Raw genomic sequence first — 26,703 nt, forward strand, 5'->3', positions numbered from 1 at the left:
TCCGTGCTTTTCGTTGGAAATTGCTTTACTTTCAAGAATTATTTTGACCCAAATTGTTACGGGTTTATTAGATCGCTGTGGGCGAGTCTGTTGTAAAACATGCTATAATCAAACAAAATAGGAGGCCATAAATATGAACTTACTTGAACTATTAGGGATTGAGATCGAAGAAGCCACAGCGGCGCATGTCCGTTTGCGTATGGAAATCGGCGCAGCGCATAAACAACCTTTTGGGATCGTTCATGGTGGTATCAATGGTGTCTTGATCGAAACAGCCTGCAGCATCGGCGCCAATCAAACTTTGGCCGCAGACGATGCTTTTGCTGCTGGTGTTGATCTGCAAGTCAACCATTTAGCCGCTGTGCAAGAAGGGGTACTGATCGTTGAAGCAGTACCTGACAAAATCGGTGCCCGCATCCAAACTTGGCAAGCAACCATTTGGCAAAAAGAAGGGCCGAAAACAGCAGTTGGTCGCTGCACGTTGACCACTTTGAAAAAAAGAAAGGCAAGCAGCTGATTCCAGTTGCTTGCCTCTCTTCATCTTTCAACCTATGGTTATCCCCTTTTCGTATCATAAAAGAAAACAGCGAAAAGGACTTTGCCTTTTCGCTGTTTTTTCATGATTCTGTTTAAAACAATTTGGTTTCAATCGTTTCTACGATCTTTGCCCCTGACACTTCTGTGTAATACTGAATGTCATTGCTTTCAAAAATCCCCACCGCTGCGATAGATGCCATTCCTTGTCGCACTTGTTCTGCCGAAATCACTTCATCAAATACTTTGGGTTGCAAGGTATGCTTCTTGCCTTCACTGTTCAAAAAAATCGTGTGTAATTTCTTCATTGGCTGCTCCTTTCTGTGCTTGTTCAGCAACGATTATTTGACATATTCATTTTGGATCGTTTCGACGACGGAGGACAATGCTGCCGTCGCTGAGAATTGTGTCAGTGCCTCTCCAACGGCAACGATTTGTGCTTCACTGGCACCGTTCTTCACACGATTCAATGTTTGATTGACAGGTTTTTCTGAATCAGGTGTGTCGATCCGCACCGCCAACTTCGTTGTAGTACCGATTTTCATTCGTTCCACTTCCTTTCAATTGATCTTTGGTTCTTTCTCTGGCTTTTTTCTCTGTAAGTGGCGCCCTTACATCAATAGAAACGAGGGGAAGAAGCCAAAGTAAAAATATTTTTGCTAAGACTCGCTCTTTTTTTACATCATGAACGAGATTCGCTATAATGAAGCATAGAAAGTGAGGCAAATCATGAAAAAAAATCGTTTGATTCAATTTTTAGGCGGCAAAACCAGCTATTATGTATTGGGTTTGATTATTCTATGTACCATCGCTATCTTTTTACTTAATCAAATATCTTTTTTGTTTACCCCCTTTACAGCAATCATTACAGCAATTATTCCACCGTTTCTTTTTGGTCTGATTTTGTATTATCTATTTAATCCAGTCGTGGATAGATTGGCACCAAAAATACCGCGTACGGTCACGATCGCAGGGATCTATCTGATCATTATTTTGTTGATCGTCTTTGCAGGTTTTCAACTGTATCCTGTTTTGGCACAACAAACCACAGATTTGATCAACAACTTGCCGGATCTAGTCAATGACTTCCAACGCAATGCCGACTCGTTTTTGGCAAACACGCCATTTAACGATGAAATGAGTCAAATCACGGATACGTTCCAAGATATTGCCAACAACATCATGTCCTTTATTGGCGACTATTGGCAAACTGGTGCTGCAGGATTGAGTAGTCTTTTCTCTACGATTTCTACCCTATTTATTGCCTTATTCACAGGACCAATCATTGCGTTTTTCTTGCTGCGCAATCCCAACAAATTCTATTTTTCGGCGCTATCTTTGATTCCACCTCGTTTTAGAAAAGATTTCAACGAACTTGTAAAAATCTCTAATTTGCAAGTCGGCGCATTCCTTAAGGGACAGGTCATTTCTTCTTTGATTCTAGGGGCGATCTATTGGGTTGTTTTCTTATTGATCGGCTTGGAATATGCAAGTATCATCGCAATTGCCGCTGGTATTTTATGTATTATTCCTTATATCGGGCCATTTATCGTCTTTTTCCCAGGGCTATTCATTGCTGCTCAAGATTCAACGGGTATGCTGATCAAGTTTTTGATTGCCTGGTTTGCAGTCCAATTGCTGCACGGCGATTTGGTCGTACCTCGTGTCATGGGGGATCGCTTGAAAATCCATCCCATCACAATTTTGGTCGTCTTATTGGTCATGGGCGATTTGATGGGATTAGTGGGTGTGATCTTCGGTATTCCGATTTATTGCCTAATCAAAGTATTGGTGGTTTATCTGTTCCGCAAATTCAAGCAACGCTATAATCGTTATTATGGTCAAGAAGGCAAATACTTCCATAGTGCCTTTACGAGTAAAGATTATTTAGGGGATGAAGATGAGGCCGCTAAAAAATAAACACATCGGCTCACTTCGAGCATTGCGTTCATCCTAATTACAAAAAGAGAGGACAGCCAGTCGCTGCCCTCTCTTTTTGTATGGTCACTTAGTACTGTGGATCATTCAATTCATGCCCATTCGTTTGAATGACCTGTTGATACCAATAAAAACTATCTTTTTTCCGTCTTTCTAAAGTGCCATTGCCCTCATTGTCCAAATCGACATGAATGACGCCATATCGCTTTGCCATTTCAGCTGAAGAACAACTGACGATATCAATAGGCGCCCATAAACAATACCCTATCAAATCTACACCGTCGTAGATCGCTTCTTTCATTTGCTCAAAATGCTTTTTCAAATAATCGATTCTGTATGGATCATGGATCGCGCCGTCAGCTGAGATTTGATCTGTTGCCCCGATACCATTCTCCGTTAAAAATAAGGGACATTGATAGCGATCATAATATTGGTTGAGTGCCGTTCGTAACCCTAGCGGATCAATCTCCCAGCCCCATTCACTCGACTTCAAATATGGATTTTTGGATTTATCCATCGGCGAAAAACTATTTTTTTCTGCATCATTGATTTTGGTATAGTAATAACTAAAGGACAAATAGTCCATCGTGTTCTCTTGCAGCAAGACAGCATCTTCTTCTGTCATAGAGATGTCTAATTGGTTCTCTTCAAAAAATCGAAAAGCATAACCTGGATAGTAGCCTCGCATGGCGACATCACCAAACAAATATTCCATTTGATTCTTTCGATAACTAAACAATACATCTTCAGGTTTACAGGTGGCTGGATGGGCGATTTTGTCACTAAGCATGGTTCCTAGCAAGATGTCTTCACCATATGCTTTTGCTAACTTTTTGGCTTTTGCTTGCGCAATAAACTGGTGGTGGACAGATTGATACGTTGCTTCCAAAATATTACTTGTTTGGCTCTCTTTGAAGCCCAAAGAATTGAAAGAGAGCAGATTGATTTGATTGAATGTGATCCAATACTTTACTTTCTTATGGTATCGCTCAAACAATACCTGACAAAATGTTTCATACGCATCAATGGTTTTTCTCGATAACCATCCACCATAAGCTTCAACTAAATAGGTAGGCATTTCATAATGAGAGATTGTCATGACTGGCTCAATGCCATTTTCTAACAAGGTATCGATCAGTGCATCATAAAACATCAATCCTTCTTCGTTGGGTACATCTTCTATTCCTTTAGGGAAGATTCGTGTCCAGTTAAATGACGTCCGAAAACATTGCAGCCCCAATTCTTTGAATAATTGAATGTCCTCTTTGAAACGATGATAAAAGTCGATACCATATCTTTTGGGATAATAGGCATTCGGATTTGTTTCGAACATCTTGTCAGATACACTCAAAGTAGCATGTTCCAATCGATCATCTTTACTTAAACTTTTCTGGTAGGCATGAAAATCAGCAATAGATAATCCTTTGCCAGCTGCATCATAGGCACCTTCTGCTTGATTTGCCGCAATGCCGCCACCCCATAGAAAAGTATCAGGAAACTCTTTTTTTGTTTTTTTCATTCTTTATTCCCCGCTCTCTACGTTCGTTTCAAGCGCCAATGCACGGTTATCAGAAAGTTTGAAGAATGGGTACCAAATAGCGGTCGTTCCTAGCGTAGTGACAACTTGCAACAACGCACCTTTCCATCCGCAAAGCAGAAATCCAGAAATAATTGGCGGAATCGTCCATGGCAGATTTGCACCATTTGTTGGTGGCACCAAACCTGTAGCCATCGCAAAGTAAGTAACCAGTAAAGCTGCTAATGTCGCCAACACGAAAGGAATCAGCATCAATGGATTCAAAATAATTGGTGTACCAAAAATAACCGGTTCATTGATATTGAAAAAGCTAGGAACAATTGCTAATTTACCTAATGTTTTGTATTGTTGCGATCGTGCAACTAGCACCATACAAACGACCAAACCTAGCGTACACCCTGCTCCACCAAGCTGCACGAAATTCGATTGAAATTCCGTATTGATGATGTTTGGGATCGTATCCCCTTTTGCGTATGCCGCGGCGTTCTCAGCAGTCAATGATAACCAAATTGGGTCCATGATCGCTCCGATGATCACTGTACCGTGAATACCAAAAGCCCATAAGACACAGGCAAATAAATTAATCAAAATCATTGCTGGCAATGAGCTGCCTACGTGGGTCAATGGCGCCTGCAGGATTTGATAAATAAAATTCTGCGCCGTGCCAAAACCAGTTGCTTCAAAGGCTAACCGTACGATCGTAAAGACCATAATGACAAAAAATGAGGGAATCAACGAGGTAAATGAACTAGAAATATTTCCTGGTACACTACTAGGCATTTTGATGGTAATATTTTTACTTTCAACAAAATGTAAAATTTCCACCGTAATGATTGATGTGATAATACCTAGGAATAGTCCTGAAGCCCCGAATGCTTCGGTCGGAATCCCTGTAGCCTCATTGGCTGAGATGAATGGCGTCAAGATAATAAAGGAAACCACCCCAGCGATCGATCCATTCAATTCATTGACACCATAGAATTTGGCTAATGATTTCGCAGAGCCCATAATGACATACAAGGTCATGATACTCATAGTGGCTTCATACGGGATAGTAAACACTCTGTCCCATGATGCACCAAATATCCCAGACATAAAATCGCTGTAGCCATTGATTGGCAAATTACTGAATATCAAAAGAAATGAACCTAAGATCAAGAATGGCATGACCCCGTAAAACCCATTTTTTATTGCATCTAGATATCTATTTGTATCAAATGCTTTGGCAATTGGTGCTAATTTTTTATTCATTGTTTGCATTAAGGCATCCATGTGCTTACTCCTTTCTTATAAGGCTTCTGCCAATATTTTTTTACCATTCATCATGCCATAATCAATAGAGTTAATGACCCGAATAGGAATTTGCATCTCTTTGTATGCTTCTTTGAAATCATCTTCCAAATAGCCGATTTGCGGACCTAATAGGACAACATTCGCACCTTCGATGTTTTCAGCAAGTTTTTCTTTCGCTACTGCTTTGATTTCTACATCAATTCCTTGCTGACTCGCTTCAGCTTTCATTTTGTTGACCAATAGACTTGTAGACATTCCAGCTGCACACACCAACAATATTTTTTTCATTATTTCGCTTCCTCTCTTTCATACACATAGATAAATTCTTCAGCTAAATCCAGTACGGTCATTGCATTCATTAAGTGATCTTGCGCGTGAATCATTAAAAGCGTGATCTCTTGTTTTTCTCCACTTGCTTCTTTTTGAATTAGTTCTGTTTGTATGTGATGGGCTTTCGTCACTGCATCCCGTCCCGTTTTGATGGCTGCTTTTGCTTCAGTTATATTTGATTTGCGTGCCAATGCGATACCCTTCATAGCATAGCTGCGGGCATCCCCGCCTTGTGCGATCAATTGCATGATTTTCATTTCGTTATTCATTATTATCTCCTCCTACGCTTTTACATATGCAAAGACCATGCCAACTTTTCAAAAGCTAGATTGATCAGTTATTTTGTTTTGTGTGTCAAAAAAAAAGATGTGTGTCACTCGTAAGAGGACACACATACTTACCTTAGGTGCAGGTAATATTCGAGAATAGGGAACAGCTCACCATCCGTCAGTTTTACACTGACTTTCTTTTCAAGTGGATAAAAGCAAGTGTGCAGGTCGATCAATTCCTTGCGGTAGCTTTCAGTACGCCGTTGATTCGTACTTGGATATCTGATGCCTTGTTTCAGATGATCAATCAAAATTGCTGTATGCATGATCACACCAATCAACTCATTTTTGGTTAATTGAACCGCTAATATGCGTTCAATTGCTTGATTGATCGACAAAAGATCTTCAAAAAGCATGGCACCATCAACATGCTTCAATTCATTCCCTAACGATTGTTTGATCTGATTACCTATCAACGCTTCATTGATTTGCTCTCTCATTTGCTCAATTCCCTGTCCATTCACAATATCTGAAACTGAATATTGTTTTAAAGAACTATCCACTTTAAATGTCGACACGATGGCTAAAAGTTCATATTGTTCTGATAATCGTTTCAACTCATTTTGATTTAATTGATCCCGATCCATCTGCAAAGGAATAACTGTAAGTTCAGGAAAATCTGACAACAGTGATTTTTCAATGATTTGTTTCAAATATTTGGCTGTCCCATGACCCGTCAAGCAACAAGTCAGCAATGCGATTGGTTTGTTGATATTAACCAACCTGGTGTTTTTGCTAGGTACGCGTCCATCGTCATATTCATGACAACCGAAAAATTCAAAGTTGACGGACAACAAACTATTGTAGATACTCAGCACATCTTCTCCTATAATTGATTTTCGGGTGGCTTCTAATACGTGAAGCGTACTAGCTAAAGGCAAGGCCAGCACTTTAACTTGCAGTAGTTTTTCCAAATCAGGACAAATATGCATGAAAGAACCCATATCCACTAAACATAGGATATCTTCACCTGCATTTTTACTCTGTAGATATCTCTTTACCTCTTCAATCACCAAAGATGGATTCTTGTTTAAAGGGGCATCAAAAGCCATCACCGCTTGCGTATTCAACAACTGATTGACTGTATTTGCCATGGAGGTCGCTGTACTTTCACCATGAGCAATCACCAAAATTTGCACCAGCTTTTTCTTCTCAGCTTTTTGTTCAAAGGCATTGATAAAAAAAGAAACAAGATTATTTGACTCTTCATAAGGCAACTGCACTTTTTCCTCAAAACTGATCAATTGGATACAGCGAACTGCCAACAGAAACTCTTTTCGATGGTGTAGTTGATAATCAATATTGATTTCCTCATTAAAATGCCCACTGTACTGACTGTTTTTTGCCCCCTCAATCAAATGATGCAGATGCAGTATAAATCCCATTTCAATATTTTTATCCCATTTCACTTGTAATTCTTCATGAACCAATTCAACAACTTTTTTGATCGTGTTGAATCGATTTTCGTCAATGATCGATTCCAGAGGTGCTATATTGATCCCCGATGTTGTGTGCGTAATGACAGAAAAATAATTATCGATTTCTTGCTCCACTATTTTTTTCATTTTTTCTGTACCTAGGTATTCTTCTTTTAAACCTGACACTTTATTCTCCAATAAAGAATAGATGGAGTGATCCTGCTCGTTCTCTGAGTCTGTAGGTTTGAAACATAGTTTCTGCATGGAAAAATAGTCAGATTTCACACGTAATGTACGATGCTCCGTAGTATCCAACAAGCCATCTGCAATGGCCGGTGGAAGATCCGTTGCTTCAATTTGAATGGTTTTTTTTCTGTGTAAAAGATAATCTGAATACGCTTTGGCACACAACAATTGAATATCAGATTTTAGTTGTCCAATATTGTTGGGACAATGGTAAAAAAGCAGCGATATGAATACATCTTTGGATATATATATATCTTGATCCAATATTTTTGCTTCTTGATTGAAGAATAATTGGATCAATTCAGCCCGTTCTGATTCTAAGCGATGCGCCAAATTAGGCATCTCAATCAACATAGGCATTCTTCTGCGAAACGGTTGGACCAATGTGGAGATGATCGATTCACTCGTCGCACCGATGATTCGCACAGCAGCTTTTCTGTGCCCAGTACTTTCACCTAGACGGCGATAAACCCCTTGATCAATAAACGTAAATAGAATCTCTTGGCCTTGCTGTGGCAAATTATGGATTTCATCCAAAAATAAGATACCTTTATCCGCTTGTTCAATCAAACCAGGTTTATCCTGATCGGCACCTGTATAGGCACCTTTCTTGACCCCAAAAAGGATCCCCATCAATAACTCGGGATTTTTTGCATAATCCGCGCAATTAAACAAAATAAATGGCGCATCTTTTTTTAGAATGGCCATATCTTGTGCAAAGTGATACATCATCTGCGCAAAATGCGATTTACCGACGCCTGTTTCCCCCACGATAAGTGCATTGATTCCATTCGGTGGATAAAGAATACTAGATTTGGCTTGATCGATTTGCCCTTTCAGAGAAGGGTTTGATTCTTCAAATAGTTCAATGTCTTTTTTCTTCGGCTGATCAGACTGATACCTGTAAAGAACAGGCTTTCCCGCAATTTTGCGAATCGTTCCTTGTTCAACCAACTGATTTAAGATTCTCGATACATTCGAACGATCCAAATCAAGTGCCTGCGCCACTGTATGCGTATCCATATCTTTGGAAGAATGTCTGATAAAATCAAGAATTCGTTGTTCTCTCGTCATAGATATTGTCCTCCTATAGACTTTTGAAGACAAGCCTTCATGAAGTGTCATTATAATTGCAACCGCTTAAAAAAACAATCAGAATTTAAGCTATTTTTCCTGTTTTATCGTGTAAAATAACAAATAAAACGACAAATAAACCACCCATCAGATGATGTATTTGTCGTTGTTTTATAGTTGTTACTTTCATAGATCGTACCCTTTATCAAGCGTTTACGACTCTAACAACAAAAAGAATTGGTATAATGCCCCCAAAATATTGGCGTCGTTTTGGAATTTACAGGCGCGAATCGCCGGTGTCGTGAGGGTTTGTTTGAGCAATGGCAGACTTTCTTGGATCTGCGAATACTGACGGCGAATCTCTTCAATGACAATGTCTTGTGCACTGATCCCGCCGCCGATCACATAACATGATAAGTCGATCACCGATTGCACATTCAGAATCACACACGCAATCTCTCGGCAGTAGGCTGTAAACAGCGGCCAAACGCGTGCATCCCGTTGATTGATGGCGTCAAATACCGTTTCTCCGTCAGATAAATCAGCTAAAGCCAGCTGCTCGGCCGCTTGGCGAATCATCGCCACAGCCGAACCGCTAAAGCCATATAATTGCTGTACAGTTAGACCGTCGACCTTTTCCGAATCTGCATTTCGGCTGGCATTCAACATAAAACTTAATTCTCCAGCTTGGAAATGCGCCCCTTCGATCAATCGGCCATCGAGAATGATCCCACCGCCCAATCCAGTCCCTAACGTGATCGCCGCGCCATGATCGACGCCTTGCAGATTGCCTAACCATAACTCAGCTAAAGCTGCTGCTTTGCCATCATTGATGATCGAAACAGGTAAATCGAAAGCTTCCGCCAACTCATCTTTTAAAGATACCCCATTCAGGAAAGGCAGTGCCCCGCCAAAAGAGATTTTCCCCGTATGTGTATCCACTTTCCCTGGTGTGCTGAATGCAATGCCGCGAATGTCGTGCTGGTGCTCAGCCACGATTTCATGAATTGCCGCCAAAAAACTAGACAATTCTTTTGGCGTTTTGGTCCGTGTTTTTGACAAAATATTGCCGGAACGATCGATCAAAGCCGATTTCATGTTCGTCCCGCCGATGTCGATGCTTAGATAGTGTCTGCTCATATATTCACCCTTCCCTTTGACCGTATTTTAATCGATATTGATTTGGCGTGACCCTATATTTCTGTTTAAACAAGTGACCAAAGTGACTTTGGCTTGCAAATGCTAAATAATTGGCGATTTCATCTATCGTATACTGAGAGTAACACAGCAAATCTGCAGCTACAAACAATTTTTCTTGTACAATAAATTGCCGCACAGTTAGACTTGTTTCTTTTTTGAAAATTGTTGATAAGTATGATGGCGTCGTATTTAATTCATTTGCTATCATGGACAACGAAATTTTCTCATGCATCTTTTTATATATTATATTTTTTGCTCGCATCACAATTGGATTTTCCGTTTTACTTGTTTTATTTTCAGCAACTAGCTGGGTAAAGTTGATTTCAGCACCACGGACAATGTGATATATTTCTTCTTCAGTCTTCGCTTCATCAACATTTAGAATATAGCTATCACTAAGCAGAAATGCCTGTTCCGGATGCAGACCGCCTTCAATCGCAGCTCTAGTTGAAATTGCCAAAACAACAATGCCCAAATTTTTGACTGAGCGCAAATGATTCTTAGATAATACTGCCAACTTACCAGAATAACTTTCTTGAAAGCTCATTTTTAATCTCTCTATGTTGCCTTCTCTAATACTCCCTTGTTCCCTTAATTCTTGTGCGTATGGATTATGCAGCACTTGATTTTCATGATAGTGAAAAAAAGTTTCTGACACTTGCTTTTCGTGTTCCAGTATATTTTGAGGATCAATCTGAGCATGCATCAACAATTCATGCTTCGTTAGCGCCCTCCCGGATATTTCTTCATAAACGAAAATACTCGAATCAAGCAGCAAATCCCAATCTTTCACATCGATTTTATCTTCACTATTGTCTGTCATACCTAGAATTGATCCAAAAATATACACTTGTTTTTCATTCATATCTTCAAGAACAACATTCGAATACTTTTGATTCTTATAAAGCTTTACGTTAATGAGTAAAGATTTCCTGTCTTTTTCATATTGCTCTAGCAAAAGCAAATCTTGGCTGTATGAGAAAGGGAACGTATTAAAATTGCCATACACTTGCAGTAAATCTCCGAAGTTATTGTATACGCGAATTGGCAATCCAATAACTTTCGATACATATTCGAGCAGCTTTTTTGAATCCATGCACGTCCCCCCTAAAGTTAATCAGCCAAAACAGTTTTTCTTTTCGTATTCATATTGAATAAGACAAAAATAACTGCCATAAATAAATATATGATGCCACCTATCGTATAAGAAGCAGTAGTCTGTTCATTTCCAACTAACATACCCAAACCTCGTAAAATATATGGAGAAAAGAAGGAGCCAAGATTACAGGCAACCATGGCCAAAGACACAGCTAAATTTGCTGAATTTTCGGGTGCACCTGGTAATAATATATCATACATATAGGGTACAAATAGTCCTACCACCAAAAATGTGAACACCAATATCACTGTTAAAACGATCATATTTTTCGCATAAGGGATCAAAAAATATGCCAATGAAACAAATACTAATGCCACAACTGGCGTGAATTCTTTCAAAAAATGACGGATTTTACCATATACAAAACCAGTCAATGCACCAAGCAGACTTGCAATAGTCAATCCCGTACCTAAGAATCCTTGATTTGCATAGTTTTGCTCAACGATCAATGTACTCGTTTTCGTATAAATCGTCATAATCAAAGCAAAGAAAACAAACATCATTAGACAACAATAAATGACCATTCCGTTCACTCGTTGTTTTGATGGTCTACTACTTTCTTCTCTATGTGCAGGACGATCAGACTGTCTGTCCTGAGGCAGAAATAGAAGAACCATCACAATAATTGGCAGGGTAAAAAAGTAGACGATATATGCATAATTCCAAGAAATATTGACTAAAATACCCGCAAGAAAAGTAACAAAACTTGATCCCAACGTTGAAAAGGCTGTTTGATAGCCTAACATTTTCTGCTGCTCTTCTTCTACATAATATTCACCGATCAAACTGATTGCTAAAGAGTTATAAATACCTGTACCTGCACCAAGAATAAATCTTGATAGATAGATAATTGTAAAATTAGTCACAAAAATTGGAATTACACCGCCTATTAGTGCCAGTGATAATCCTAAAATCACAGTGTTCTTTTTACCAATCCTTTTAATAATAAATGTACTAAGCAAGATGAATACCATCATCGTAAATGAAGGGATAGTTACCAAGGACTCCACCGTTGCTGGATCAATTTCTGGAAACTGATTCTTGATCATCGGTAACGTAACCGCTATTGCACTGGCAGCACTAATCATCAAAGAAATGCTCAAAATCGTTAATTTTAAAAATCGTCGTTCTCCCTTTTCCATGTTTTAGGCCTCCTCATGTATCACTTTGAATTGATAAACAGCAATAGAAGCTTGTTTGCTTGTAATCGTAAAGGTTTGTTTCTCTTTGTTATCAATAGGCGTATCTTTGATTGTCACTTGTTCATTCTCGCCAAATTCATTATAGGAATGAATAGAATCACTAACTAGCTCTTCACCTTTGAGCATTGCGACTGGTCTATCAAAAGTAAAGGTTATTGATTCTTTCTTATCGACAGAAGTATTCACAATATTCATTGTAATCACATCATCCTTAATTGAGCCAAAGCTATATACATGTTTCAAATCCGGTTCATTTACACGTTCAAGCGTTGGTGAATCATCAGAAATCTCAATAATTTCAGCACCTTGATGTTTTTTATACAATTGAAAAACATAATAATTTGGTGTTAGAACAGTTTTATCTTCTTTAGTCAAAAATAGGGAATTGAGCACGTTAACTGATTGTGCAACACAGGCCATTTTTACTTTATCCGCATTTCTGTGAAAAATATCCAATGTCAATGCTGTAGTAATGGCATCTCTCATCGTACATTGCTGCCATAAGATAGACGGTGCAGTAAAATCGATATTATGCCAATTGCCCCATTCTCCCACGATTAAATCAACATTGATCTCTGTAGCAAAGGTACCTTCTTCCTTAGGAATTTGTGCAACACCTGATTGAATAAGTGCATATTGTTCATGAATCACATCTTCGAGTTCAAAAGCGCCATTGATTACCTTATACCATGCATCTGTACTAAATGATGTAACTGTGTCCGTTTCATCTCCCAGATTCCAATTATAAAAATGCAGATCATATCCATTAATTCTGGGTTTGCGATATTTTCCTAACTCTGCAAAGAAATCTTTAGTCCATGCAACTCTTTCTTTGGGTTTATTTCCATCTGGACCGACAGCTATCATTTGCATTTCTTTATTTGTATCAACCCAAGGTAATCCAGCCCCAAAACTTGGAATTGCACTCGTATGTTTGCGGTATTCATTTGCATAGGCTTCCGCTGTATAGGTGCCTCCGCCAGCCCAACTTTCGTTTCCAATCCCCCAAAGTTCGATTCCATATGGATCTTCATGCCCATTGACAGCTCTCTCTTTACCTAATGATGTTGATGTTTCTCTATTTACATATTCAACCCATTCACGTGTTTCAGCAGTTGTTCCAGTCATCATATTGATGTTGAACCACGGTTTTGCACCAACCATTTCACATAGCATCATGAATTCATGTGTCCCAAAAGAATTATTTTCCACTTCCATCGTGCCAAAGTTTTCATTAAAATAAGTTGGTCTTTGATTTCGCGGCCCAACACCATCTCTCCAATGATACACATCAGCAAAGCATCCGCCTGGCCATCTCAAAACTGGTGGCTTTAATTCTTTCATTGCATCAACCACATCTTTTCGTAATCCATTGTAATTTGGAATGTCAGCCTCCTCTCCAACCCAAATACCATCGTAGATACCGCTTCCAAGAAATTCGATAAATTGACCATGTAGTTCAGGTCTTATCTCAGCTCCTGTCTTTTTTGAATCAATATTGATATGAATCATAAAAAAAACTCCTTTCTGAATATCTAAAGCATAATGCGAATGATAGCGCTTTTATATCATGGTTTTTCCTGTTCTATCATATTATTGCAAAAAAAAGAAACTTGGCTAAAAGCCAACGTTTCTCCTATCTAACTGACAGCCCATCGCAAGACCGTTTTTGCTTTCTCAGGCGCAGTCTTTCTAGGATCGGTCAAATAAATTTCTCGATGCTGAAAACTGTCCATAGTTGGCCGCATCGCCAATTGCTCTTGCTGCAGCACTTCAGCCATCTGAGCAAAAGTAGCTGCTTCTGTATCAAAAGAACCAACATGAAGAGCCTGCAAGACCAAACCTTCCTCATAACGCTCAAAAATCAGCTGATCGAGAAAAGGATTGTCTTTCTTTTTCTTCACCTGCATCAGTTGTTCCTGAAACATGTCTTCTGTCACTTGGTCAGGTTGTCGCAGCATGATCTTATAGATCAGCTCGTCTTTTCGGACAGGGCCATCGGGTTTGTTTTCGGTTGTCCAGACCCCTTCTAAAGGATAGACAGTATATTCAAAAGGTGTCGTGCCAATCGTGCCTTTTTTTAATCCCATGCGTATGCTGTAAGCAACACTGTACAATGCTTCGATTTGTTGTGAAAATGCTGGACGATTGGGATCTCCTTGACTGCTGATACTGATAAAATTGTAAGCAGGCAGCACCAAGACCCCTGGTTTCTTCGGTAGATAGACATCTTTTTCTTGCTTGCGCCATTCGTATTTCATCATATCCTCCTTGCCTCTTGTGCTTTTCTCTATTCTACCATGAATAGCTAGTTAGCGAAAAAACAGTTATTTCTTTCGCAAAAAAGAAACAACTGTTTTGGCTCAGCAGGGATATTCTGTCATGATCCCGCTTATTCTGATTTATCTATACTGTTTCTTGTTCTTCTTCAAGTAATTTCTTGTCATAAAACTTCGCAAAGGGAAAATAAATCAAGAATGAAACCACTGCACACACGATTGCTACGCCTCCTGCACGCCAGTCACCGCCAGTTCCTATAAATCCGCCAAGTCCGACTGGCGTTGGGAATGGGATATTCGCAATCATTGGCTGAATCAATTCCATTCTAGTTGCAAAATAAGCAATTGATGCTGAAGCCATCGGAGCCAGCAAGAATGGGACTGCTAAATAAGGATTATAGATGATTGGCACACCAAAAATGATTGGTTCATTGATATTAAAAATCGACGGCACGATCGCAGCTCTGCCTAAAACGTTCATTTGTTTTGATTTAGCGATATATATCATAAACAATGTAAAACCCAACGTCGCGCCAGATCCCCCTAAAGTGACATAACCGTTGGTAAACTGACCTGCGAGTGGAAAACTTGCCCCCTCAACGTTTGCTGCTAAATTTGCAAGCATGATAGGTGTGATCAATGGACTGATGATATTGAATCCGTGGATTCCCACCAACCATAGCGCATGCGCTAAAAAGTATATCACCATGATCCCCAGCCAACTATCCGTTAAATGAGTCACAAAGCCAAATGGAATCGCCACTAGTTGAAAGATATCCGTCCCCAATACCACCAATATACCATTGATCGTCAATACGACCACCGCTACAATAAAGGCTGGGATCAACGCGGTAAAACTGCGCGCTACACCTTCAGGAACTTCCTCCGGCATTTTGATGACTAAATTGTTCTTCACGCAGAAACGATACAATTGAACAGCGATGATCGCCATGATGATCCCAGTAAAAATTCCCACCGTACCTAACCGGGCAACACCATCTGCCCCAATCAACCAGCCGTTGATCAACCCTTCCTCTGTGTCATTGATCCGTTCCATTTTTCCGTTTGAAAAAACCAATTGCGGAATCGACATCAACGTGGCAAAAACGCCTAGTAATGCTCCATTGATTGGCGTAAGTGCCAAGTTTTCTTCTACTTGAATGATTTTGGCATACTCATAACCCAGAACGATACAAAAATATAAGGCCAATAAACCCATTGTCGTACTATTTGCCAACATATACAAATCACTAAAATTTAAAAATGTTGCTTCAAAAAAATCGGCTAAAAACGGAAAAGTGATGGGTAAAATATTAAATACTAAAAACATTGATCCCACGATGGTAAAAGGAATCGAAGCCATACCAGCCGCCATAATGCTTCGGACAACTTTGTATTGTGATACCTTCCCCATAGGACCCATGACTGCTTTTTCCAAAAGTTGAAACAGTTTATTGTTTGATTCTGTCATATCATTCACCCTTTCTATCTATCTCTTCAAATATGGATATCCATTGCCAATGTTTGTCTTTGTTGCGTAAAATCTTATTCAATTTAGTTATACCCAAACAGGAAAAAAACCCAATCAAGAATAATCCCCCACGGATATAGAGCATACGCTCTACCGTGATATAGGGGAAAATAGCTTCTGTCAAACCAAAAAATGTGCATAAAAAAAGTACGACCAATACCACCAACTGTAGTCGGAAAAACCAAGCAGTAAAAAAGAGCTGCTTACGGCCAATCCCAGCTACATGACCAAATAAACGAATGAATTCACAGGCAGATCCGATAGAAAAAAGCAGCATCGATGCCGGAATGAGCAGAATGACCTGTTTTATCAAAGATGCTGCCAACAGCCAATAAAGGTTAAAAAAGAAAAAGAAGGCCATCAAATACCGCAAAAACAGCAATCGCTGGAAATAGAGATTCTTTTTGGTCATCTTCTTTGCAGCCTCTCTTCGAGGAATGATGCTTTCCTTACCCATCATCTTCAACCTGAAATTGAATCGCTTCTTCAAACCCACTCATCTTCTGATACATGACCAACATTTCTAATGCCACTTCTCTGAGGGTCATTGTTGTCATCAAATGGTCTTGTGCATGGATCAGCAAAATATCACAAGTAAAGGACGTGCCTGAAGCATAGGCCTGAAGCATCTTTGACTGAATACGGTGTCCCTTGATCAAGGATACATTTGCTTCTTGCAGTAACGACTCTGCCCCTTTGATATTGCTTAGCCGCATCTGTTCAAACCCTTGATGCACCAACGTGCGAGCATCCCCACTTGCTATTATCAGCTCAAATGATATTTCCTGAATCTTTTCACTATCCATCCTTCGTCTCCCTTCGCTAAATGTTTACTTCTAAGGTAATGCTGTCTTTGATCAATTTTGCAAGTTTCTCAATGCCAATAGGGATTGGAATATAGGCTTGCGGTGGGATATTCACGATCGGTTTCCGATATTTATCCGCGCTTTTTTTTAGATTATCAAAATGCATCTTTGTTTGCGGGCTCACGAGGTATAAGTCGTACTCGTCCTTTACGATTGTTGCGATTCCCTCTGAAGCAGAGATGGCATCGATCTGAACGGAGAACCCTTCTGTGATTAAATAATTTGTTCCTTTTTTCGCAATCAAGGATGACGACATGCCTGCCGCACAAATGATCAATACTTTTTTCAATAAAAACCCTCCTTATAAAATCGCTTTCATTTTATGTCCAAGCTTATTGTCTATCCTCCTTCTACACGCAAGGACCTTCAGAAGGATTCACCACATCAAGATATAAATGCGTATAAACCCTTCTTCAATTAAATAGTATTACAAATAGTGTACTTTGTAAATACAATAAGACTCTATTAGTGGTATAAACTGTTAATTTCTTTCTGCTTTTATCGTGTCATAGTAGAATAATTTTGTGGAGGGGATTTCATGCTCAAAGATCGATTAAGACAATTGCGAAAAACGCAATCTGGTCTAACACAAGCAAAAATGGCGAAGTATCTCGGAATCGCCAAAACAACTTATGCTTCATATGAACAAGGGAACCGGATGCCTGATATTGAGATCCAAAAAGAAATCGCTGATTACTTCAACGTCAGCCTCGACTATTTGCATGGCCGCCCAACTGATTTAGACACGCTCTCTAAGAAGCAGGTCAGCGTGGCTTCGAGAGTCACCGAGGATCTTACTGATTATCAACTAACTGAAATCATCACCTTTATTGAATTTATCAAAAATCGTCCAGAATAAATGAAACAACTGAATGTCAAAAAAAACTGCAATCAACGTCCCATACAGGCACGTTGATTGCAGTATAAGAGCTACGGCTCTTTTTTTTATGATTTGACTGCCCTATTTGCAGTCAACCGATCGGAAAAATATCTTTCTAATCGTTTCTGCCCCACTTCGATCAACAGACACAGTCCCCAATAAATGACCGCTACAAGGACATACATCGACATATAATCAAATGTTCGCCCCCCTACGATTTTGGCTTTTTGAAAGATATCAGGAATCGTGATCATCGCAGCCAAGGAGGTGCCTTTCAGCAGATCCATCGCCACATTACTCAATGCAGGAACTGAGATGCGAAACGCTTGCGGCAAAATGATCAAACGCATCGTTTTGGTAAATGACAGTCCCAAAGCATATGCAGCGTCAAACTGCCCACGATCCACGCCAGCAATGGATCCACGATAAATTTCACCGATAAAGGCACTACTTGTCAAAGTAAAACAAATGATTGCCGCACTAAGCGCGGACAGCTGATACGGCAAGCCAAAATAGAGCAGAAACAACAAGACCAATGCTGGTACGCCTCGAAGAAATGACAAATAGCCCCGAACAAGCCCACTAAGAATCGGGTTTTGCAGCATACCTAGAAACGTCAGCAGCAACCCCAACAGATTGCCCCAAAGAAAGGAAACAACGGCAATCCCCACAGTATAGGACAACCCCGACAGCAAATAAGGCAGCGACTCCCACATCAAAGGAAAATCAAGCGTCGGTATATACATTACTCTGTGTCCACCGTTTGGATCTCTTGATCAGATTCCACAGAGATATCTGTCTGGAAGTACGTCTCAGCAAGTGCCTTTAAGCTGCCGTCTTCTTTCATTTCCGCCAAAACTTCATTCACTTTTTCCCGCAATGCCTTGTGGTCTTTAACAAATAAAAAGCCTGTTTCATTGGGATCAAAGTACACATTGTCTAAAATTTTGACTGGGATGTCTGGCATAGCCGCAACCGCCATCTTTTGTAAATAGTAATCATTGATGATCACATCTGTTCGTCCATTGGCAACATCCGTCAAATATTGATCGTTCGTCGCATTGTCATAGGTCACCAACTCTGCACCATAAGATTCAGCCAAACGCATATAGCTGGTATTTGGTTCGCCAGCTGCTTTTTTGCCAGCCAAATCATCTAAAGAAGCAATCCCAGAGTCATCACTTTCACGGACGATCATACTATTGAAGGAATATTTGAATGGTGTTGACAAACTAAATTTTTCTGCCCGTTCATCTGTCAAACCAAAATCATTGGCAGCAAGATCCGCCTCTCCTTTAGTCAAAGAAGAAACTTGACCATCGACGTTATATTCTTTAAAAACAACTTCAACACCCAAACGCTCAGCGACTTCTTTCGCCACATCGACATCATAGCCGACCAATTCATTGTTGTCGTTATAATAAGAAGACGGATACAGCGTGCCTGACGTTGCAACCACCAACTCTTTGGCTTCTTCCACTTTGCTTAAACTTTGATCTTCCTGAGACGTAGCGGACGGATTGCCGCACGCACCTAAGATCAAACCTGCCAAACCAATGACTACCCAACTTTTCTTTCTATTCAAAAACTTCATAATATCCTCCTAAACACTATTTTGCTACTTGTGGCGGCAATTGGAATTGCCCCTTCGCTTCAAAAAGAAGGCCAATTTGAAAAAGTAGATCCTCCCGGCCTTTTGATGCCATAAACTGGATCCCCAGTGGTAGCCCATGTTCACCAACCATCGTAGGCAAACTAATGGCCGGTTGACCGGTTAAATTCGCCAGTTGTGTATACGGTGTCAACTGATAGCTTTGATCAAACATCTCATAAATCAAATCAGCTGCTTGCCCTTCAGACAAGTCTACGATTTTTCGCAGACCATGACGGATACCATCACTCTGCAGATCCATTTCGATCATGGGTGCTGTATAGGCTGTCGTCGGCGTCAAAAACAAATCAAAGCCCGCGAAAAATCGCTCCATTTTTTCTGCAATCTGATCCCAATATTGTAATGACTCGATATAGGTAGCTGCTGATAATTTACGGCCATATTGATACAAGCCCCATGTCATCAATTCCATCTCATCCATACCTGCAGCTTTCCCTCCAGCCGCTTCAATCGCCGCAAACATAGCGGCTGTTTCACCGCCATTCATGGCATAATAACTCTGCATCATGCGCTGTCCATCGATTGGATAATCGATTTCTTCTACTTGATGGCCTTGTTCTGCCAAAAAATGAGCCGCTTTTCTCACTGCTTGAATCGCCGTTTCTGATACGCGTCCACCCACAGGAGATTGGGTAGAAAATGCGACTTTCAGTGGGTTCTTATCGCTGGCTTTCTGATGGGTCCATTCCACTTGCGGTGCTTGATAGGGCGCTGCCGGTTGTGATGTCCGCAGTGCATAAAATAAGTGTTCTGTGTCTCGCATCGAAATCGTCAGGGCAAAATTGATCGAGGCACCTTGCCAACTGCGCCATTCACCTGGCCCCACCGGCATCGTGCCACGTGTCGGTTTCAACCCAATCAATCCTGTGAAGGAAGCAGGAATACGAATCGACCCACCCCCATCACTCGCACCAGCAATTGGAAACATACCACTTGCAACCGCAGCTGCAGCACCGCCGCTTGAACCGCCAGCAGAGAATTGCGCATTCCAGGGATTGCGGGTAACACCGTATAACACAGGATCCGTCACATTCTTGAAACCAAATTCTGGCGCATTCGTTTGACCAAAAGGCACGAAACCCGCTTGCTCCAATCCGCTGACGAAATGACTCGTCTGACTAGCTGTTGTCTTCGCGAACAACTTTGCCCCTGCTGTCGCTGGCCATCCGGCTTTCCCTTGCCCGAGAATTTTCAACGGGATTGGTTGGCCGCCAAAAAGGCGATTTTGATAATCTGTTGCCTGAAATTGGTTCAAAGCCGCCTCTCGATTGCTATGAACTAGGGCATTCAATTTAGGATTTTGCCGTGCGACTGTTTGTTCAATCATCTCTAGGCGCTCAGAAAAACTGATTTTGCCAGTTTTCAGCAACTCTGACCAATACATTGCATCTTGCATGATATGCCTCCTAACATTTAGGTACTATTCGGTAAACTATATATAATATTCGTTATTCAATCTAACAACTCTACAAACTGTATTACAATTATAAAATCACTTATTCATATTGTTTAATATACCAAAATCTTCTCTCTACAGCAACAAAATTAAAACAGTTATTGAGCCTGTTATATACTCATGAGCCAGTTTAAACATCGACTTATACACAAAAAAAAGAGTGGGTTTATCCACTCAATCATTGCCTATTTATACTTATCTTCCAACTTGCTCATCCATAGACCCAACCATAATCCTAAGCCAAACAAGATGAGACCGATCACTGCTGTCAACCAAGTAAACCCTGCATAATCGGCAACCGGCGGGATCACGATCAATACAGTTGACGCCACTACGATCCCTAATATAAAATGATACACTTTTGAATGAAAGTGCGCCAATAGCCATTCCATCAATTTAGAAAAAAGCAACATAACGGCCAAACCGCCAATCGCGATTGGCAAAAAGACACCAATCATGTCGAAGCTCTTGAACCCTTTCAGCATTGGGTCATACAACCCTAATACCAAAAGTAAATTGGAAGGACTTAATCCCGGCACCAAAACCCCCAATGCAATCAAGCCGCCGGCTAATACAAAACCGAGGAAATTGGCGGGAATCGTCCCTAAAATATCGCCCATGAAATACAAGAATAAAAAACCGATGATCATGGTGCCAAAAAACCAGCAGACATCGCCTTTGGTCCGCTTACTCTTGACAGTTGATTCCTTGGCTAACGCTGGCAGCGTGCCGACGATGGCCCCTGCAAATCCCCAAAGCACAATGATCTGATAATTTTGCAGCAACCACTCCAACGGTTTCGATAACAGACCGATCCCAACGATTCCACCAATCCCCACAGGCAAGAAAAACAGCAGGTTTTCTTTGAAATTTTTGGTCAGATGCGCCATAAACCGAAGCATGCGTTCATAAATGCCTAGTATAGCAGCCAGCACTCCACCTGAAACGCCTGGTAAAATAAAGCCCAATGCGATCACGACCCCTTTGATAAATCGGGATAACACACTTTCGTTTTTTCGTTCTTCCATTTACTTGCAAACTCCTTCATGATCGCTATGCAGCAATCCAACTTTTTTCATTGATCCTTTTAACTATACTTGATTCTCAAAAAAATGAAAAGCGATTTCTAGATCAGATGCTTTTCCATCAAGAGATCAATTTGCTCATCATCGCCCATAAAGAAAGAATGGCTGCCAACCTTTTCAAACCCCATTTTTTTATAAAAAGCCAATGCATTGGGATTGTGTTCCCAGACGCCTAGCCAAATCGATGTTTTCCCCATCTCTTTGGCACATGTTTCAGCATGGGAGAGCAATACTGTTCCTAAACCGCGTCGTTTATACTCTTTCTTGATATAAATCCGTTCAACCTCTAATCCATTCGGCGCAATAGCTTCCGTCTGCGCATCCCCCCAATTGATTTTTATGTAGCCAGCTGTCTGCCCCTCACTTTGTAAAAAAAAGAAAGCAGAAGCTGCCGTATTCAGTTCTTTGGTCAATTTAGGTTTGTTATAGGCCTCTTCTAGATAAATGCGCATGTTTTCCTCTGTATTAAACGCATCGAACGTATCCTTATAGGTGCTGATACTGATAGCAGCGAGTTCCACTAAATCTGCGACTGTGCATTGTTTGATTTCCACGGCTATACCTCCTTCTGTCTATCGGGTTATTTTATCACAAAGGATTTTCCCCTTCCATAAAAAAAAGCCCCTATATGGGCTTTTAGCTGTTATAACCATGAACCGGAAAACTGATGGATGACCATCGTTGCTGGATCTTTCTCGACTTCTCCCGTGATATAACTTTTTGGTGAGAAAGTCATTTGCGGGAAGATCGTGACACCTTTGATGGTTTGCTTCTCATTATTCAGCTGTAATCCATGTTTTTGCAATAACGCTGTTACCCGAATCACATTGGTCACGACGTCTTCTGTTTTTTCTGCCCGCACAAATGCTCGGCCGTCATAATCCTCAAGCCATTCTTCCATAAAGGATTGATGAGGCGCAGCGCCGATGATGCCTGTTGAGATTTTGGTTTCGATCTCAAACCCCATAAAGGCGTCCAATTGCAATAGTTCATCTAGCGGCTTGACCACTTCAATATCGGTATCCATATAAATGCCACCTTCTGTCACCAATGCATACAGACGTACGACATCGGATACAAAAGCCCATTCTTCTTGTTCATAAGCTTCCTTGAGATACGAACCAAACTTAGACAAATCGATGGTCGACTCGTCCCAACGCTTGATCTCATAATCCGGGCAATATTTGCGCCACGAATCCATATACTTCTTTTCTTGCTCACCTAATGGATTGCCGCCAAACCAGCAATAATGAATTTTTTTGGGTATCATATGAACCGCTCCTTTTTTTTAGTCTATATAAATAGTGTAGCCGATTCAATGAATGATGCAAAATGATTTACACCACAATGGAAAGAAGGAATAACAGAAAAATCTACAACAACGAACCGCTCCATTCTCTCCCTCTATAAAAAGAAAACAAGGAGCCGTGTAAAGGCTCCTTTTCTTCTACATGTAACGATTTTCTCGCAATACTGCTTTTTTGATTGCTGCCACATCTTGTGTGCCAGCCAACTGCATGACCATTTCCAATTCTTTCTTGAAAAAGTCAAAAACTTGTTTCACACCCATTTGACCGCCTAGGGCTAATCCATAAATTGCCGGTCTGCCAATGGCTACCAAGTCGGCGCCAGAGGCGATGGCTTTAAATACATGCTGCCCACGTCGAACCCCGCTGTCAAAAACGATCGGTACCCGTCCTGCGACCGCTTCCGCCACGATCTGCAGTGAGTCAAAGGACGCCGGACCACCATCTAATTGCCGACCGCCATGATTGGATACCCAAATACCTTGTGCCCCTGCATCTAACGCCCGTGCCACATCTTCTTCCGACTGCACACCTTTGACATACACTGGCAGTTGCGCTTCTCTCGCAATGAAAGCCACATCTGCCGGACTTAATTTTTGTTTCGAAGAACCATAGACAGCATCCATGGTTTGGCCAATCCCTGATTGATACGCCTGAACGATAGGCATCGCCAGCGGAAACGTAAAGCCATTGCGGCGATCGGTTTCCCGATTTCCCCCAACCGTGGCATCAGCTGTCAATACGATTGCTTGCGCCCCGTTGCGTTTCGCCATCGCCAAAATATCGCGGTTGATTCCATCATCTTTGCTCATATAAAACTGGAACCACTGGGGTGCCGAATCACCTCCAGCTGCGCGAATCTCCTCTAATGTACAAGACGCATAGGAACTCGCTGTGAATACGGTACCAAAATCAGCCACACCTTTCGCAGATGCCCGTTCTGCAGCGACATTTGCTAAGCCATGGGCCGCAACTGGGGCCATAATAATTGGGGCAGTAAGTTTTTCCCCATAGATCTCAGTTGTTGTATCTGGTCGTTCAATGTCCTTTAAAATATGCGGAATGATCAACTTATGATTAAAGGCCCGCTCATTTTCTCGATAGGTAAAAATATCTCCAGCACCACTGCTGATATAGCCATAGCCGCCTTTTGGAATCACTTTTTCTGCTTCTTCCGCTAAATCTTGCATATTGATAAAATCGATGGTGCCTTCTGCTGTACTTGCTTCATATGATTTTTCCATGCCAATCCCTGCTCTCCAATAAGATAACGTTTACATTTTATATCCTACGCCTCTTTGGGTGAGCGGGCAACTCATCCGCTCGTGAAATAGTTGACAGAAGGTTGCAATAGGTTTATGCTCAAAACGCCTTTGAAAGGTACCCCCTCATGGGAAATGAAAGGAAGATGCGCTATGTCATTGACACCACAAGAAATGCAGGCCACTCGTACGTCTTTTCAAGAAAATATTACCCTGCTGAATCAGTCTTTTGAAGAGATCGCCCAGGCCCTCAATACAAGTGCTGCATATGTTCAAGCAGTCGCCAATTTAGATGCGGTACATATTGAAGATCCGTGGATTTTGAAGAATTATCTGGAAGGACAACTCCAACACTCAGGTAAGAAACCCATCCCCTTCACTGCGCTAAAAGGTGATTTTCATCAATACTGGTTTCTGGATAGCCAGCGCATTGAATCGGGCAAGCTAGAACGATCAAATTAAGGCCTGGATCAGGCAAAACAGGGAAAGAGTCATTCCTTCCCTGTTTGTTTGCTCTCAAAAATATTTTAAAAAGCGCTTTTGCTCCTTATCCATCCGATACCCGATATGCTGATAAAATCGATGAGCAGCGCCTCTATCTGCACCAGAATTTAACCGTATGCCTTGTATGCCCTGCTTCTGCGCTTCGTTTTCGATCCCCTGCATTAACGCTTTGCCAATTCCACGCCCTTGATACGCTTCAGCCACCACCAATCCTAAAATATTGATGACTGTCGGTGCATATAACGTCTCATATATTTCTCCATGGACATATCCCACCACACCCTCATGTGCATCTTCATATACCAAGACATAATGGTGGTTATTCGACAGAATGATGGCCAACTTTTCCTTTACGGATAGCAATGGATAGTGATACCCTAAGTCGTTTGCATTTAATCTCTGAACGCGCTCAGCATCTGCTTGTGTCATGAACCTTAACATAGTATTTCCTCCTTTATCTTCCGAAATATATAATGGATGACTCGTTTACCAAAGTGTAAGAAAATGACGCATATCCTTTTCATTCTAGCTGATTAAGAAAAGCTTTCGCTTCTTTTTGAATGCGCTTCAAATCGACGCCTTGTTTCGAAGCCGCAAATAGACAACCACAATAGCATTGCCGATAGATATTATATGCCCGACACATGTCAACCGACCGTTTATAGCCATTATTTTTTTTAAAATCACTAGGCAAATAATTCGTATCGAAAAATTGTTGAATCTCGATCCCAATTTGATTGATCAGTTGGCTATCTTTTTTTGGCGATAACGTCAGCGCACTGCCAAAATAATCGTAATTCAATTCACTGGCTTTGCGGGCAACAATATCTAACCGCATTTGAAAACAACCCGCACATCTTTGACCACCTTCCGGTTCATCCTCTAAATGATTTTGTTTCACTAATTGAATAAATTGGTTTGGCTCATAGGGAGCCGCCAAAAATTGAACGTTCGCAGCTGTTTTTGTATTGAAATCTGCCACGAATTGATTTTGAACAGCCTCACGTCGCTGATATTCTGAACGTGGATGAATATTTGAATTCGCAAAATATATCGTGATATCAGCGAACGCAGAGAGATATTCAAGGGTATACGTGCTGCAAGGCGCACAACAGCTATGTAAGAGTATTTTGGGTCTTTGGGCAGCTGCTTGCCAATTAGAAATCATTTGTTGAAGAAGCTTGTCATAATTTATTTTTTGATTTGAATTCATTTTTTCTAATACATCAAGAATATTCAACATTTTTGTCCATGTCACCTTTTCCAATGAAGTCTGGCACTAATAAGTATGCGCAGCATTTAGTATTTATGGCCTTATGTGAACTACTCACCACTTAGCTAAACCTAACGGTTCTTAACGCTTGAAGTGGGAGCTTCTTGGGAAGAGAGCATACTTGATAGCTTATTTCTTTACTAACAGCGGTGTCTCTTATTTACCAAGCTATCTCCATAGTTCCTACGGTTCTTGATTCTATCTAAGCTAACGATTTTATTCTTAGACCTTCGGTCAGAATATTGATACTAGCGTTGATGTCTCGGTCGTGATGAGCATGACAAATAGGACAAATCCATTCTCGAATTTCGAGAGATTTCTTGCCATC

The 26,703-nt window shown here is 40.8% G+C and carries 30 protein-coding genes; 4 read left to right on the forward strand and 26 right to left on the reverse strand.

Going from position 1 to position 26,703, the window contains the following annotated elements; all coding sequences use genetic code 11:
* Window positions 1-133 precede the first annotated feature (133 nt).
* On the forward strand, window positions 134-517 hold the full coding sequence (locus AEQ18_RS06290; RefSeq protein ID WP_054115519.1) for a PaaI family thioesterase: 384 nt from the start codon (window positions 134-136) through the stop codon (window positions 515-517).
* Window positions 518-629: 112 nt separating this feature from the next.
* On the opposite strand, the gene AEQ18_RS06295 is transcribed toward AEQ18_RS06290, so the two are convergent.
* The gene (locus tag AEQ18_RS06295) at window positions 630-842 is read right to left on the reverse strand and encodes a DUF2922 domain-containing protein (RefSeq protein WP_054115520.1); all 213 of its coding nucleotides are present in this window, start codon (window positions 840-842) and stop codon (window positions 630-632) included.
* Between the two features lie 33 nt (window positions 843-875).
* On the reverse strand, window positions 876-1,079 hold the full coding sequence (locus AEQ18_RS06300; RefSeq protein WP_054115521.1) for a DUF1659 domain-containing protein: 204 nt from the start codon (window positions 1,077-1,079) through the stop codon (window positions 876-878).
* Between the two features lie 184 nt (window positions 1,080-1,263).
* Here AEQ18_RS06300 and AEQ18_RS06305 point away from each other — a divergent pair, with 184 nt between their 5' ends.
* Window positions 1,264-2,454: an AI-2E family transporter gene (locus AEQ18_RS06305; RefSeq protein ID WP_054115522.1), complete on the forward strand. Its 1,191-nt coding sequence runs from the start codon at window positions 1,264-1,266 to the stop codon at window positions 2,452-2,454.
* An 88-nt stretch (window positions 2,455-2,542) separates the two neighbouring features.
* On the opposite strand, the gene AEQ18_RS06310 is transcribed toward AEQ18_RS06305, so the two are convergent.
* The 14 genes from AEQ18_RS06310 to AEQ18_RS06375 all read right to left on the reverse strand — a co-directional run bounded on the left by AEQ18_RS06310 (window position 2,543) and on the right by AEQ18_RS06375 (window position 17,225).
* A complete protein-coding gene (locus tag AEQ18_RS06310) occupies window positions 2,543-3,991 on the reverse strand; it encodes a glycoside hydrolase family 1 protein (protein ID WP_054115523.1) in 1,449 nt (482 codons plus the stop codon).
* A gap of 3 nt (window positions 3,992-3,994) precedes the next feature.
* Window positions 3,995-5,260: a PTS sugar transporter subunit IIC gene (locus tag AEQ18_RS06315; RefSeq protein WP_235505496.1), complete on the reverse strand. Its 1,266-nt coding sequence runs from the start codon at window positions 5,258-5,260 to the stop codon at window positions 3,995-3,997.
* 36 nt (window positions 5,261-5,296) lie between these two features.
* A complete protein-coding gene (locus tag AEQ18_RS06320) occupies window positions 5,297-5,590 on the reverse strand; it encodes a PTS sugar transporter subunit IIB (protein WP_054115525.1) in 294 nt (97 codons plus the stop codon).
* A complete protein-coding gene (locus AEQ18_RS06325; protein ID WP_054115526.1) occupies window positions 5,590-5,901 on the reverse strand; it encodes a PTS lactose/cellobiose transporter subunit IIA in 312 nt (103 codons plus the stop codon). The genes AEQ18_RS06320 and AEQ18_RS06325 overlap by 1 nt, the downstream gene beginning before the upstream one ends.
* Window positions 5,902-6,029: 128 nt before the next feature.
* Window positions 6,030-8,699 carry a sigma-54-dependent transcriptional regulator gene (locus AEQ18_RS06330; protein WP_054115527.1) on the reverse strand — a complete coding sequence of 890 codons (2,670 nt, stop codon included), beginning with the start codon at window positions 8,697-8,699 and terminating at the stop codon, window positions 6,030-6,032.
* 213 nt (window positions 8,700-8,912) lie between these two features.
* Window positions 8,913-9,839 carry an ROK family protein gene (locus AEQ18_RS06335; protein WP_054115528.1) on the reverse strand — a complete coding sequence of 309 codons (927 nt, stop codon included), beginning with the start codon at window positions 9,837-9,839 and terminating at the stop codon, window positions 8,913-8,915.
* A gap of 4 nt (window positions 9,840-9,843) precedes the next feature.
* On the reverse strand, window positions 9,844-10,995 hold the full coding sequence (locus AEQ18_RS06340) for a helix-turn-helix domain-containing protein (RefSeq protein WP_054115529.1): 1,152 nt from the start codon (window positions 10,993-10,995) through the stop codon (window positions 9,844-9,846).
* A gap of 17 nt (window positions 10,996-11,012) precedes the next feature.
* Window positions 11,013-12,200: an MFS transporter gene (locus AEQ18_RS06345; protein WP_054115530.1), complete on the reverse strand. Its 1,188-nt coding sequence runs from the start codon at window positions 12,198-12,200 to the stop codon at window positions 11,013-11,015.
* A gap of 3 nt (window positions 12,201-12,203) precedes the next feature.
* Window positions 12,204-13,772, reverse strand: coding sequence for an alpha-N-arabinofuranosidase (locus AEQ18_RS06350; RefSeq protein ID WP_054115531.1), 1,569 nt, complete (start codon window positions 13,770-13,772; stop codon window positions 12,204-12,206).
* A gap of 128 nt (window positions 13,773-13,900) precedes the next feature.
* A complete protein-coding gene (locus tag AEQ18_RS06355; RefSeq protein WP_054115532.1) occupies window positions 13,901-14,521 on the reverse strand; it encodes a GyrI-like domain-containing protein in 621 nt (206 codons plus the stop codon).
* A 145-nt stretch (window positions 14,522-14,666) separates the two neighbouring features.
* Entirely contained in the window at window positions 14,667-16,010 is a 1,344-nt protein-coding gene (gene celB, locus AEQ18_RS06360; RefSeq protein ID WP_054115533.1) for a PTS cellobiose transporter subunit IIC, read from the reverse strand.
* Window position 16,011: 1 nt separating this feature from the next.
* Window positions 16,012-16,530 carry a hypothetical protein gene (locus AEQ18_RS06365; protein ID WP_054115534.1) on the reverse strand — a complete coding sequence of 173 codons (519 nt, stop codon included), beginning with the start codon at window positions 16,528-16,530 and terminating at the stop codon, window positions 16,012-16,014.
* Complete coding sequence (locus AEQ18_RS06370; protein WP_054115535.1) at window positions 16,520-16,876, reverse strand: PTS lactose/cellobiose transporter subunit IIA; 357 nt, start codon at window positions 16,874-16,876, stop codon at window positions 16,520-16,522. The genes AEQ18_RS06365 and AEQ18_RS06370 overlap by 11 nt, the downstream gene beginning before the upstream one ends.
* A gap of 16 nt (window positions 16,877-16,892) precedes the next feature.
* Window positions 16,893-17,225, reverse strand: coding sequence for a PTS cellobiose transporter subunit IIB (locus AEQ18_RS06375; RefSeq protein ID WP_054115536.1), 333 nt, complete (start codon window positions 17,223-17,225; stop codon window positions 16,893-16,895).
* 249 nt (window positions 17,226-17,474) lie between these two features.
* On the opposite strand from AEQ18_RS06375, the gene AEQ18_RS06380 reads away from it, so the two are divergent.
* The gene (locus AEQ18_RS06380) at window positions 17,475-17,795 is read left to right on the forward strand and encodes a helix-turn-helix domain-containing protein (RefSeq protein WP_054115537.1); all 321 of its coding nucleotides are present in this window, start codon (window positions 17,475-17,477) and stop codon (window positions 17,793-17,795) included.
* Window positions 17,796-17,881: 86 nt separating this feature from the next.
* Here the strand turns inward: AEQ18_RS06380 and AEQ18_RS06385 are convergent, their stop codons facing one another.
* From AEQ18_RS06385 to AEQ18_RS06415, 7 genes are all read right to left on the reverse strand, one after another.
* Window positions 17,882-18,562 (reverse strand): amino acid ABC transporter permease, encoded by a 681-nt coding sequence (locus AEQ18_RS06385; protein ID WP_054115538.1) that lies wholly within the window; start codon window positions 18,560-18,562, stop codon window positions 17,882-17,884.
* On the reverse strand, window positions 18,562-19,410 hold the full coding sequence (locus tag AEQ18_RS06390; RefSeq protein WP_054115539.1) for a transporter substrate-binding domain-containing protein: 849 nt from the start codon (window positions 19,408-19,410) through the stop codon (window positions 18,562-18,564). Before AEQ18_RS06390 ends, AEQ18_RS06385 begins: the two co-directional genes overlap by 1 nt.
* A gap of 16 nt (window positions 19,411-19,426) precedes the next feature.
* Entirely contained in the window at window positions 19,427-20,884 is a 1,458-nt protein-coding gene (locus AEQ18_RS06395) for an amidase (protein ID WP_054115540.1), read from the reverse strand.
* Window positions 20,885-21,129: 245 nt separating this feature from the next.
* Window positions 21,130-21,972: a DUF368 domain-containing protein gene (locus AEQ18_RS06400; protein ID WP_054115541.1), complete on the reverse strand. Its 843-nt coding sequence runs from the start codon at window positions 21,970-21,972 to the stop codon at window positions 21,130-21,132.
* Between the two features lie 98 nt (window positions 21,973-22,070).
* Window positions 22,071-22,583 (reverse strand): GNAT family N-acetyltransferase, encoded by a 513-nt coding sequence (locus tag AEQ18_RS06405; protein WP_054115542.1) that lies wholly within the window; start codon window positions 22,581-22,583, stop codon window positions 22,071-22,073.
* An 89-nt stretch (window positions 22,584-22,672) separates the two neighbouring features.
* Window positions 22,673-23,299 carry a glycosyltransferase family 32 protein gene (locus tag AEQ18_RS06410; RefSeq protein WP_054115543.1) on the reverse strand — a complete coding sequence of 209 codons (627 nt, stop codon included), beginning with the start codon at window positions 23,297-23,299 and terminating at the stop codon, window positions 22,673-22,675.
* A gap of 177 nt (window positions 23,300-23,476) precedes the next feature.
* Window positions 23,477-24,580 carry an alpha-hydroxy-acid oxidizing protein gene (locus tag AEQ18_RS06415; RefSeq protein WP_054115544.1) on the reverse strand — a complete coding sequence of 368 codons (1,104 nt, stop codon included), beginning with the start codon at window positions 24,578-24,580 and terminating at the stop codon, window positions 23,477-23,479.
* Window positions 24,581-24,751: 171 nt separating this feature from the next.
* Between AEQ18_RS06415 and AEQ18_RS06420 the strand changes: the two genes are divergently transcribed.
* Window positions 24,752-25,060, forward strand: a complete 309-nt coding sequence (locus tag AEQ18_RS06420) for a DUF2316 family protein (RefSeq protein WP_054115545.1) — start codon at window positions 24,752-24,754, stop codon at window positions 25,058-25,060.
* A gap of 54 nt (window positions 25,061-25,114) precedes the next feature.
* Here the strand turns inward: AEQ18_RS06420 and AEQ18_RS06425 are convergent, their stop codons facing one another.
* The 3 genes from AEQ18_RS06425 to AEQ18_RS15385 all read right to left on the reverse strand — a co-directional run.
* Window positions 25,115-25,543, reverse strand: coding sequence for a GNAT family N-acetyltransferase (locus tag AEQ18_RS06425; protein ID WP_054115546.1), 429 nt, complete (start codon window positions 25,541-25,543; stop codon window positions 25,115-25,117).
* 79 nt (window positions 25,544-25,622) lie between these two features.
* Window positions 25,623-26,345 (reverse strand): epoxyqueuosine reductase QueH, encoded by a 723-nt coding sequence (locus AEQ18_RS06430; protein WP_054115547.1) that lies wholly within the window; start codon window positions 26,343-26,345, stop codon window positions 25,623-25,625.
* A gap of 232 nt (window positions 26,346-26,577) precedes the next feature.
* Window positions 26,578-26,703: zinc ribbon domain-containing protein (locus AEQ18_RS15385; protein ID WP_152911890.1), on the reverse strand; the 126-nt coding region annotated here is incomplete at its 5' end.

This window comes from Enterococcus sp. RIT-PI-f (assembly GCF_001297065.1).
GTDB lineage: Bacteria > Bacillota > Bacilli > Lactobacillales > Enterococcaceae > Enterococcus_D.

Excerpts from the sequence above, each read along its gene's own strand:
- AEQ18_RS06335 (WP_054115528.1), bottom strand. The coding sequence starts at position 9,839 with ATGAGCAGACACTATCTAAGCATCGACATCGGCGGGACGAACATGAAA.
- AEQ18_RS06310 (WP_054115523.1), bottom strand. The coding sequence starts at position 3,991 with ATGAAAAAAACAAAAAAAGAGTTTCCTGATACTTTTCTATGGGGTGGC.
- AEQ18_RS06365 (WP_054115534.1), bottom strand. The coding sequence starts at position 16,530 with ATGATGGGTAAGGAAAGCATCATTCCTCGAAGAGAGGCTGCAAAGAAG.
- AEQ18_RS06425 (WP_054115546.1), bottom strand. The coding sequence starts at position 25,543 with ATGTTAAGGTTCATGACACAAGCAGATGCTGAGCGCGTTCAGAGATTA.
- AEQ18_RS06370 (WP_054115535.1), bottom strand. The coding sequence starts at position 16,876 with ATGGATAGTGAAAAGATTCAGGAAATATCATTTGAGCTGATAATAGCA.
- AEQ18_RS06295 (WP_054115520.1), bottom strand. The coding sequence starts at position 842 with ATGAAGAAATTACACACGATTTTTTTGAACAGTGAAGGCAAGAAGCAT.
- AEQ18_RS06410 (WP_054115543.1), bottom strand. The coding sequence starts at position 23,299 with ATGATACCCAAAAAAATTCATTATTGCTGGTTTGGCGGCAATCCATTA.
- AEQ18_RS06390 (WP_054115539.1), bottom strand. The coding sequence starts at position 19,410 with ATGAAGTTTTTGAATAGAAAGAAAAGTTGGGTAGTCATTGGTTTGGCA.
- AEQ18_RS06300 (WP_054115521.1), bottom strand. The coding sequence starts at position 1,079 with ATGAAAATCGGTACTACAACGAAGTTGGCGGTGCGGATCGACACACCT.
- AEQ18_RS06430 (WP_054115547.1), bottom strand. The coding sequence starts at position 26,345 with ATGTTGAATATTCTTGATGTATTAGAAAAAATGAATTCAAATCAAAAA.
- AEQ18_RS06380 (WP_054115537.1), top strand. The coding sequence starts at position 17,475 with ATGCTCAAAGATCGATTAAGACAATTGCGAAAAACGCAATCTGGTCTA.
- AEQ18_RS06320 (WP_054115525.1), bottom strand. The coding sequence starts at position 5,590 with ATGAAAAAAATATTGTTGGTGTGTGCAGCTGGAATGTCTACAAGTCTA.
- AEQ18_RS06290 (WP_054115519.1), top strand. The coding sequence starts at position 134 with ATGAACTTACTTGAACTATTAGGGATTGAGATCGAAGAAGCCACAGCG.
- AEQ18_RS06305 (WP_054115522.1), top strand. The coding sequence starts at position 1,264 with ATGAAAAAAAATCGTTTGATTCAATTTTTAGGCGGCAAAACCAGCTAT.
- AEQ18_RS06400 (WP_054115541.1), bottom strand. The coding sequence starts at position 21,972 with ATGGAAGAACGAAAAAACGAAAGTGTGTTATCCCGATTTATCAAAGGG.
- AEQ18_RS06345 (WP_054115530.1), bottom strand. The coding sequence starts at position 12,200 with ATGGAAAAGGGAGAACGACGATTTTTAAAATTAACGATTTTGAGCATT.
- AEQ18_RS06415 (WP_054115544.1), bottom strand. The coding sequence starts at position 24,580 with ATGGAAAAATCATATGAAGCAAGTACAGCAGAAGGCACCATCGATTTT.
- AEQ18_RS06350 (WP_054115531.1), bottom strand. The coding sequence starts at position 13,772 with ATGATTCATATCAATATTGATTCAAAAAAGACAGGAGCTGAGATAAGA.
- AEQ18_RS06325 (WP_054115526.1), bottom strand. The coding sequence starts at position 5,901 with ATGAATAACGAAATGAAAATCATGCAATTGATCGCACAAGGCGGGGAT.
- AEQ18_RS06385 (WP_054115538.1), bottom strand. The coding sequence starts at position 18,562 with ATGTATATACCGACGCTTGATTTTCCTTTGATGTGGGAGTCGCTGCCT.
- AEQ18_RS06315 (WP_235505496.1), bottom strand. The coding sequence starts at position 5,260 with ATGAATAAAAAATTAGCACCAATTGCCAAAGCATTTGATACAAATAGA.
- AEQ18_RS06420 (WP_054115545.1), top strand. The coding sequence starts at position 24,752 with ATGTCATTGACACCACAAGAAATGCAGGCCACTCGTACGTCTTTTCAA.
- AEQ18_RS06330 (WP_054115527.1), bottom strand. The coding sequence starts at position 8,699 with ATGACGAGAGAACAACGAATTCTTGATTTTATCAGACATTCTTCCAAA.
- AEQ18_RS06395 (WP_054115540.1), bottom strand. The coding sequence starts at position 20,884 with ATGCAAGATGCAATGTATTGGTCAGAGTTGCTGAAAACTGGCAAAATC.
- AEQ18_RS06340 (WP_054115529.1), bottom strand. The coding sequence starts at position 10,995 with ATGGATTCAAAAAAGCTGCTCGAATATGTATCGAAAGTTATTGGATTG.
- celB (WP_054115533.1), bottom strand. The coding sequence starts at position 16,010 with ATGACAGAATCAAACAATAAACTGTTTCAACTTTTGGAAAAAGCAGTC.
- AEQ18_RS06355 (WP_054115532.1), bottom strand. The coding sequence starts at position 14,521 with ATGAAATACGAATGGCGCAAGCAAGAAAAAGATGTCTATCTACCGAAG.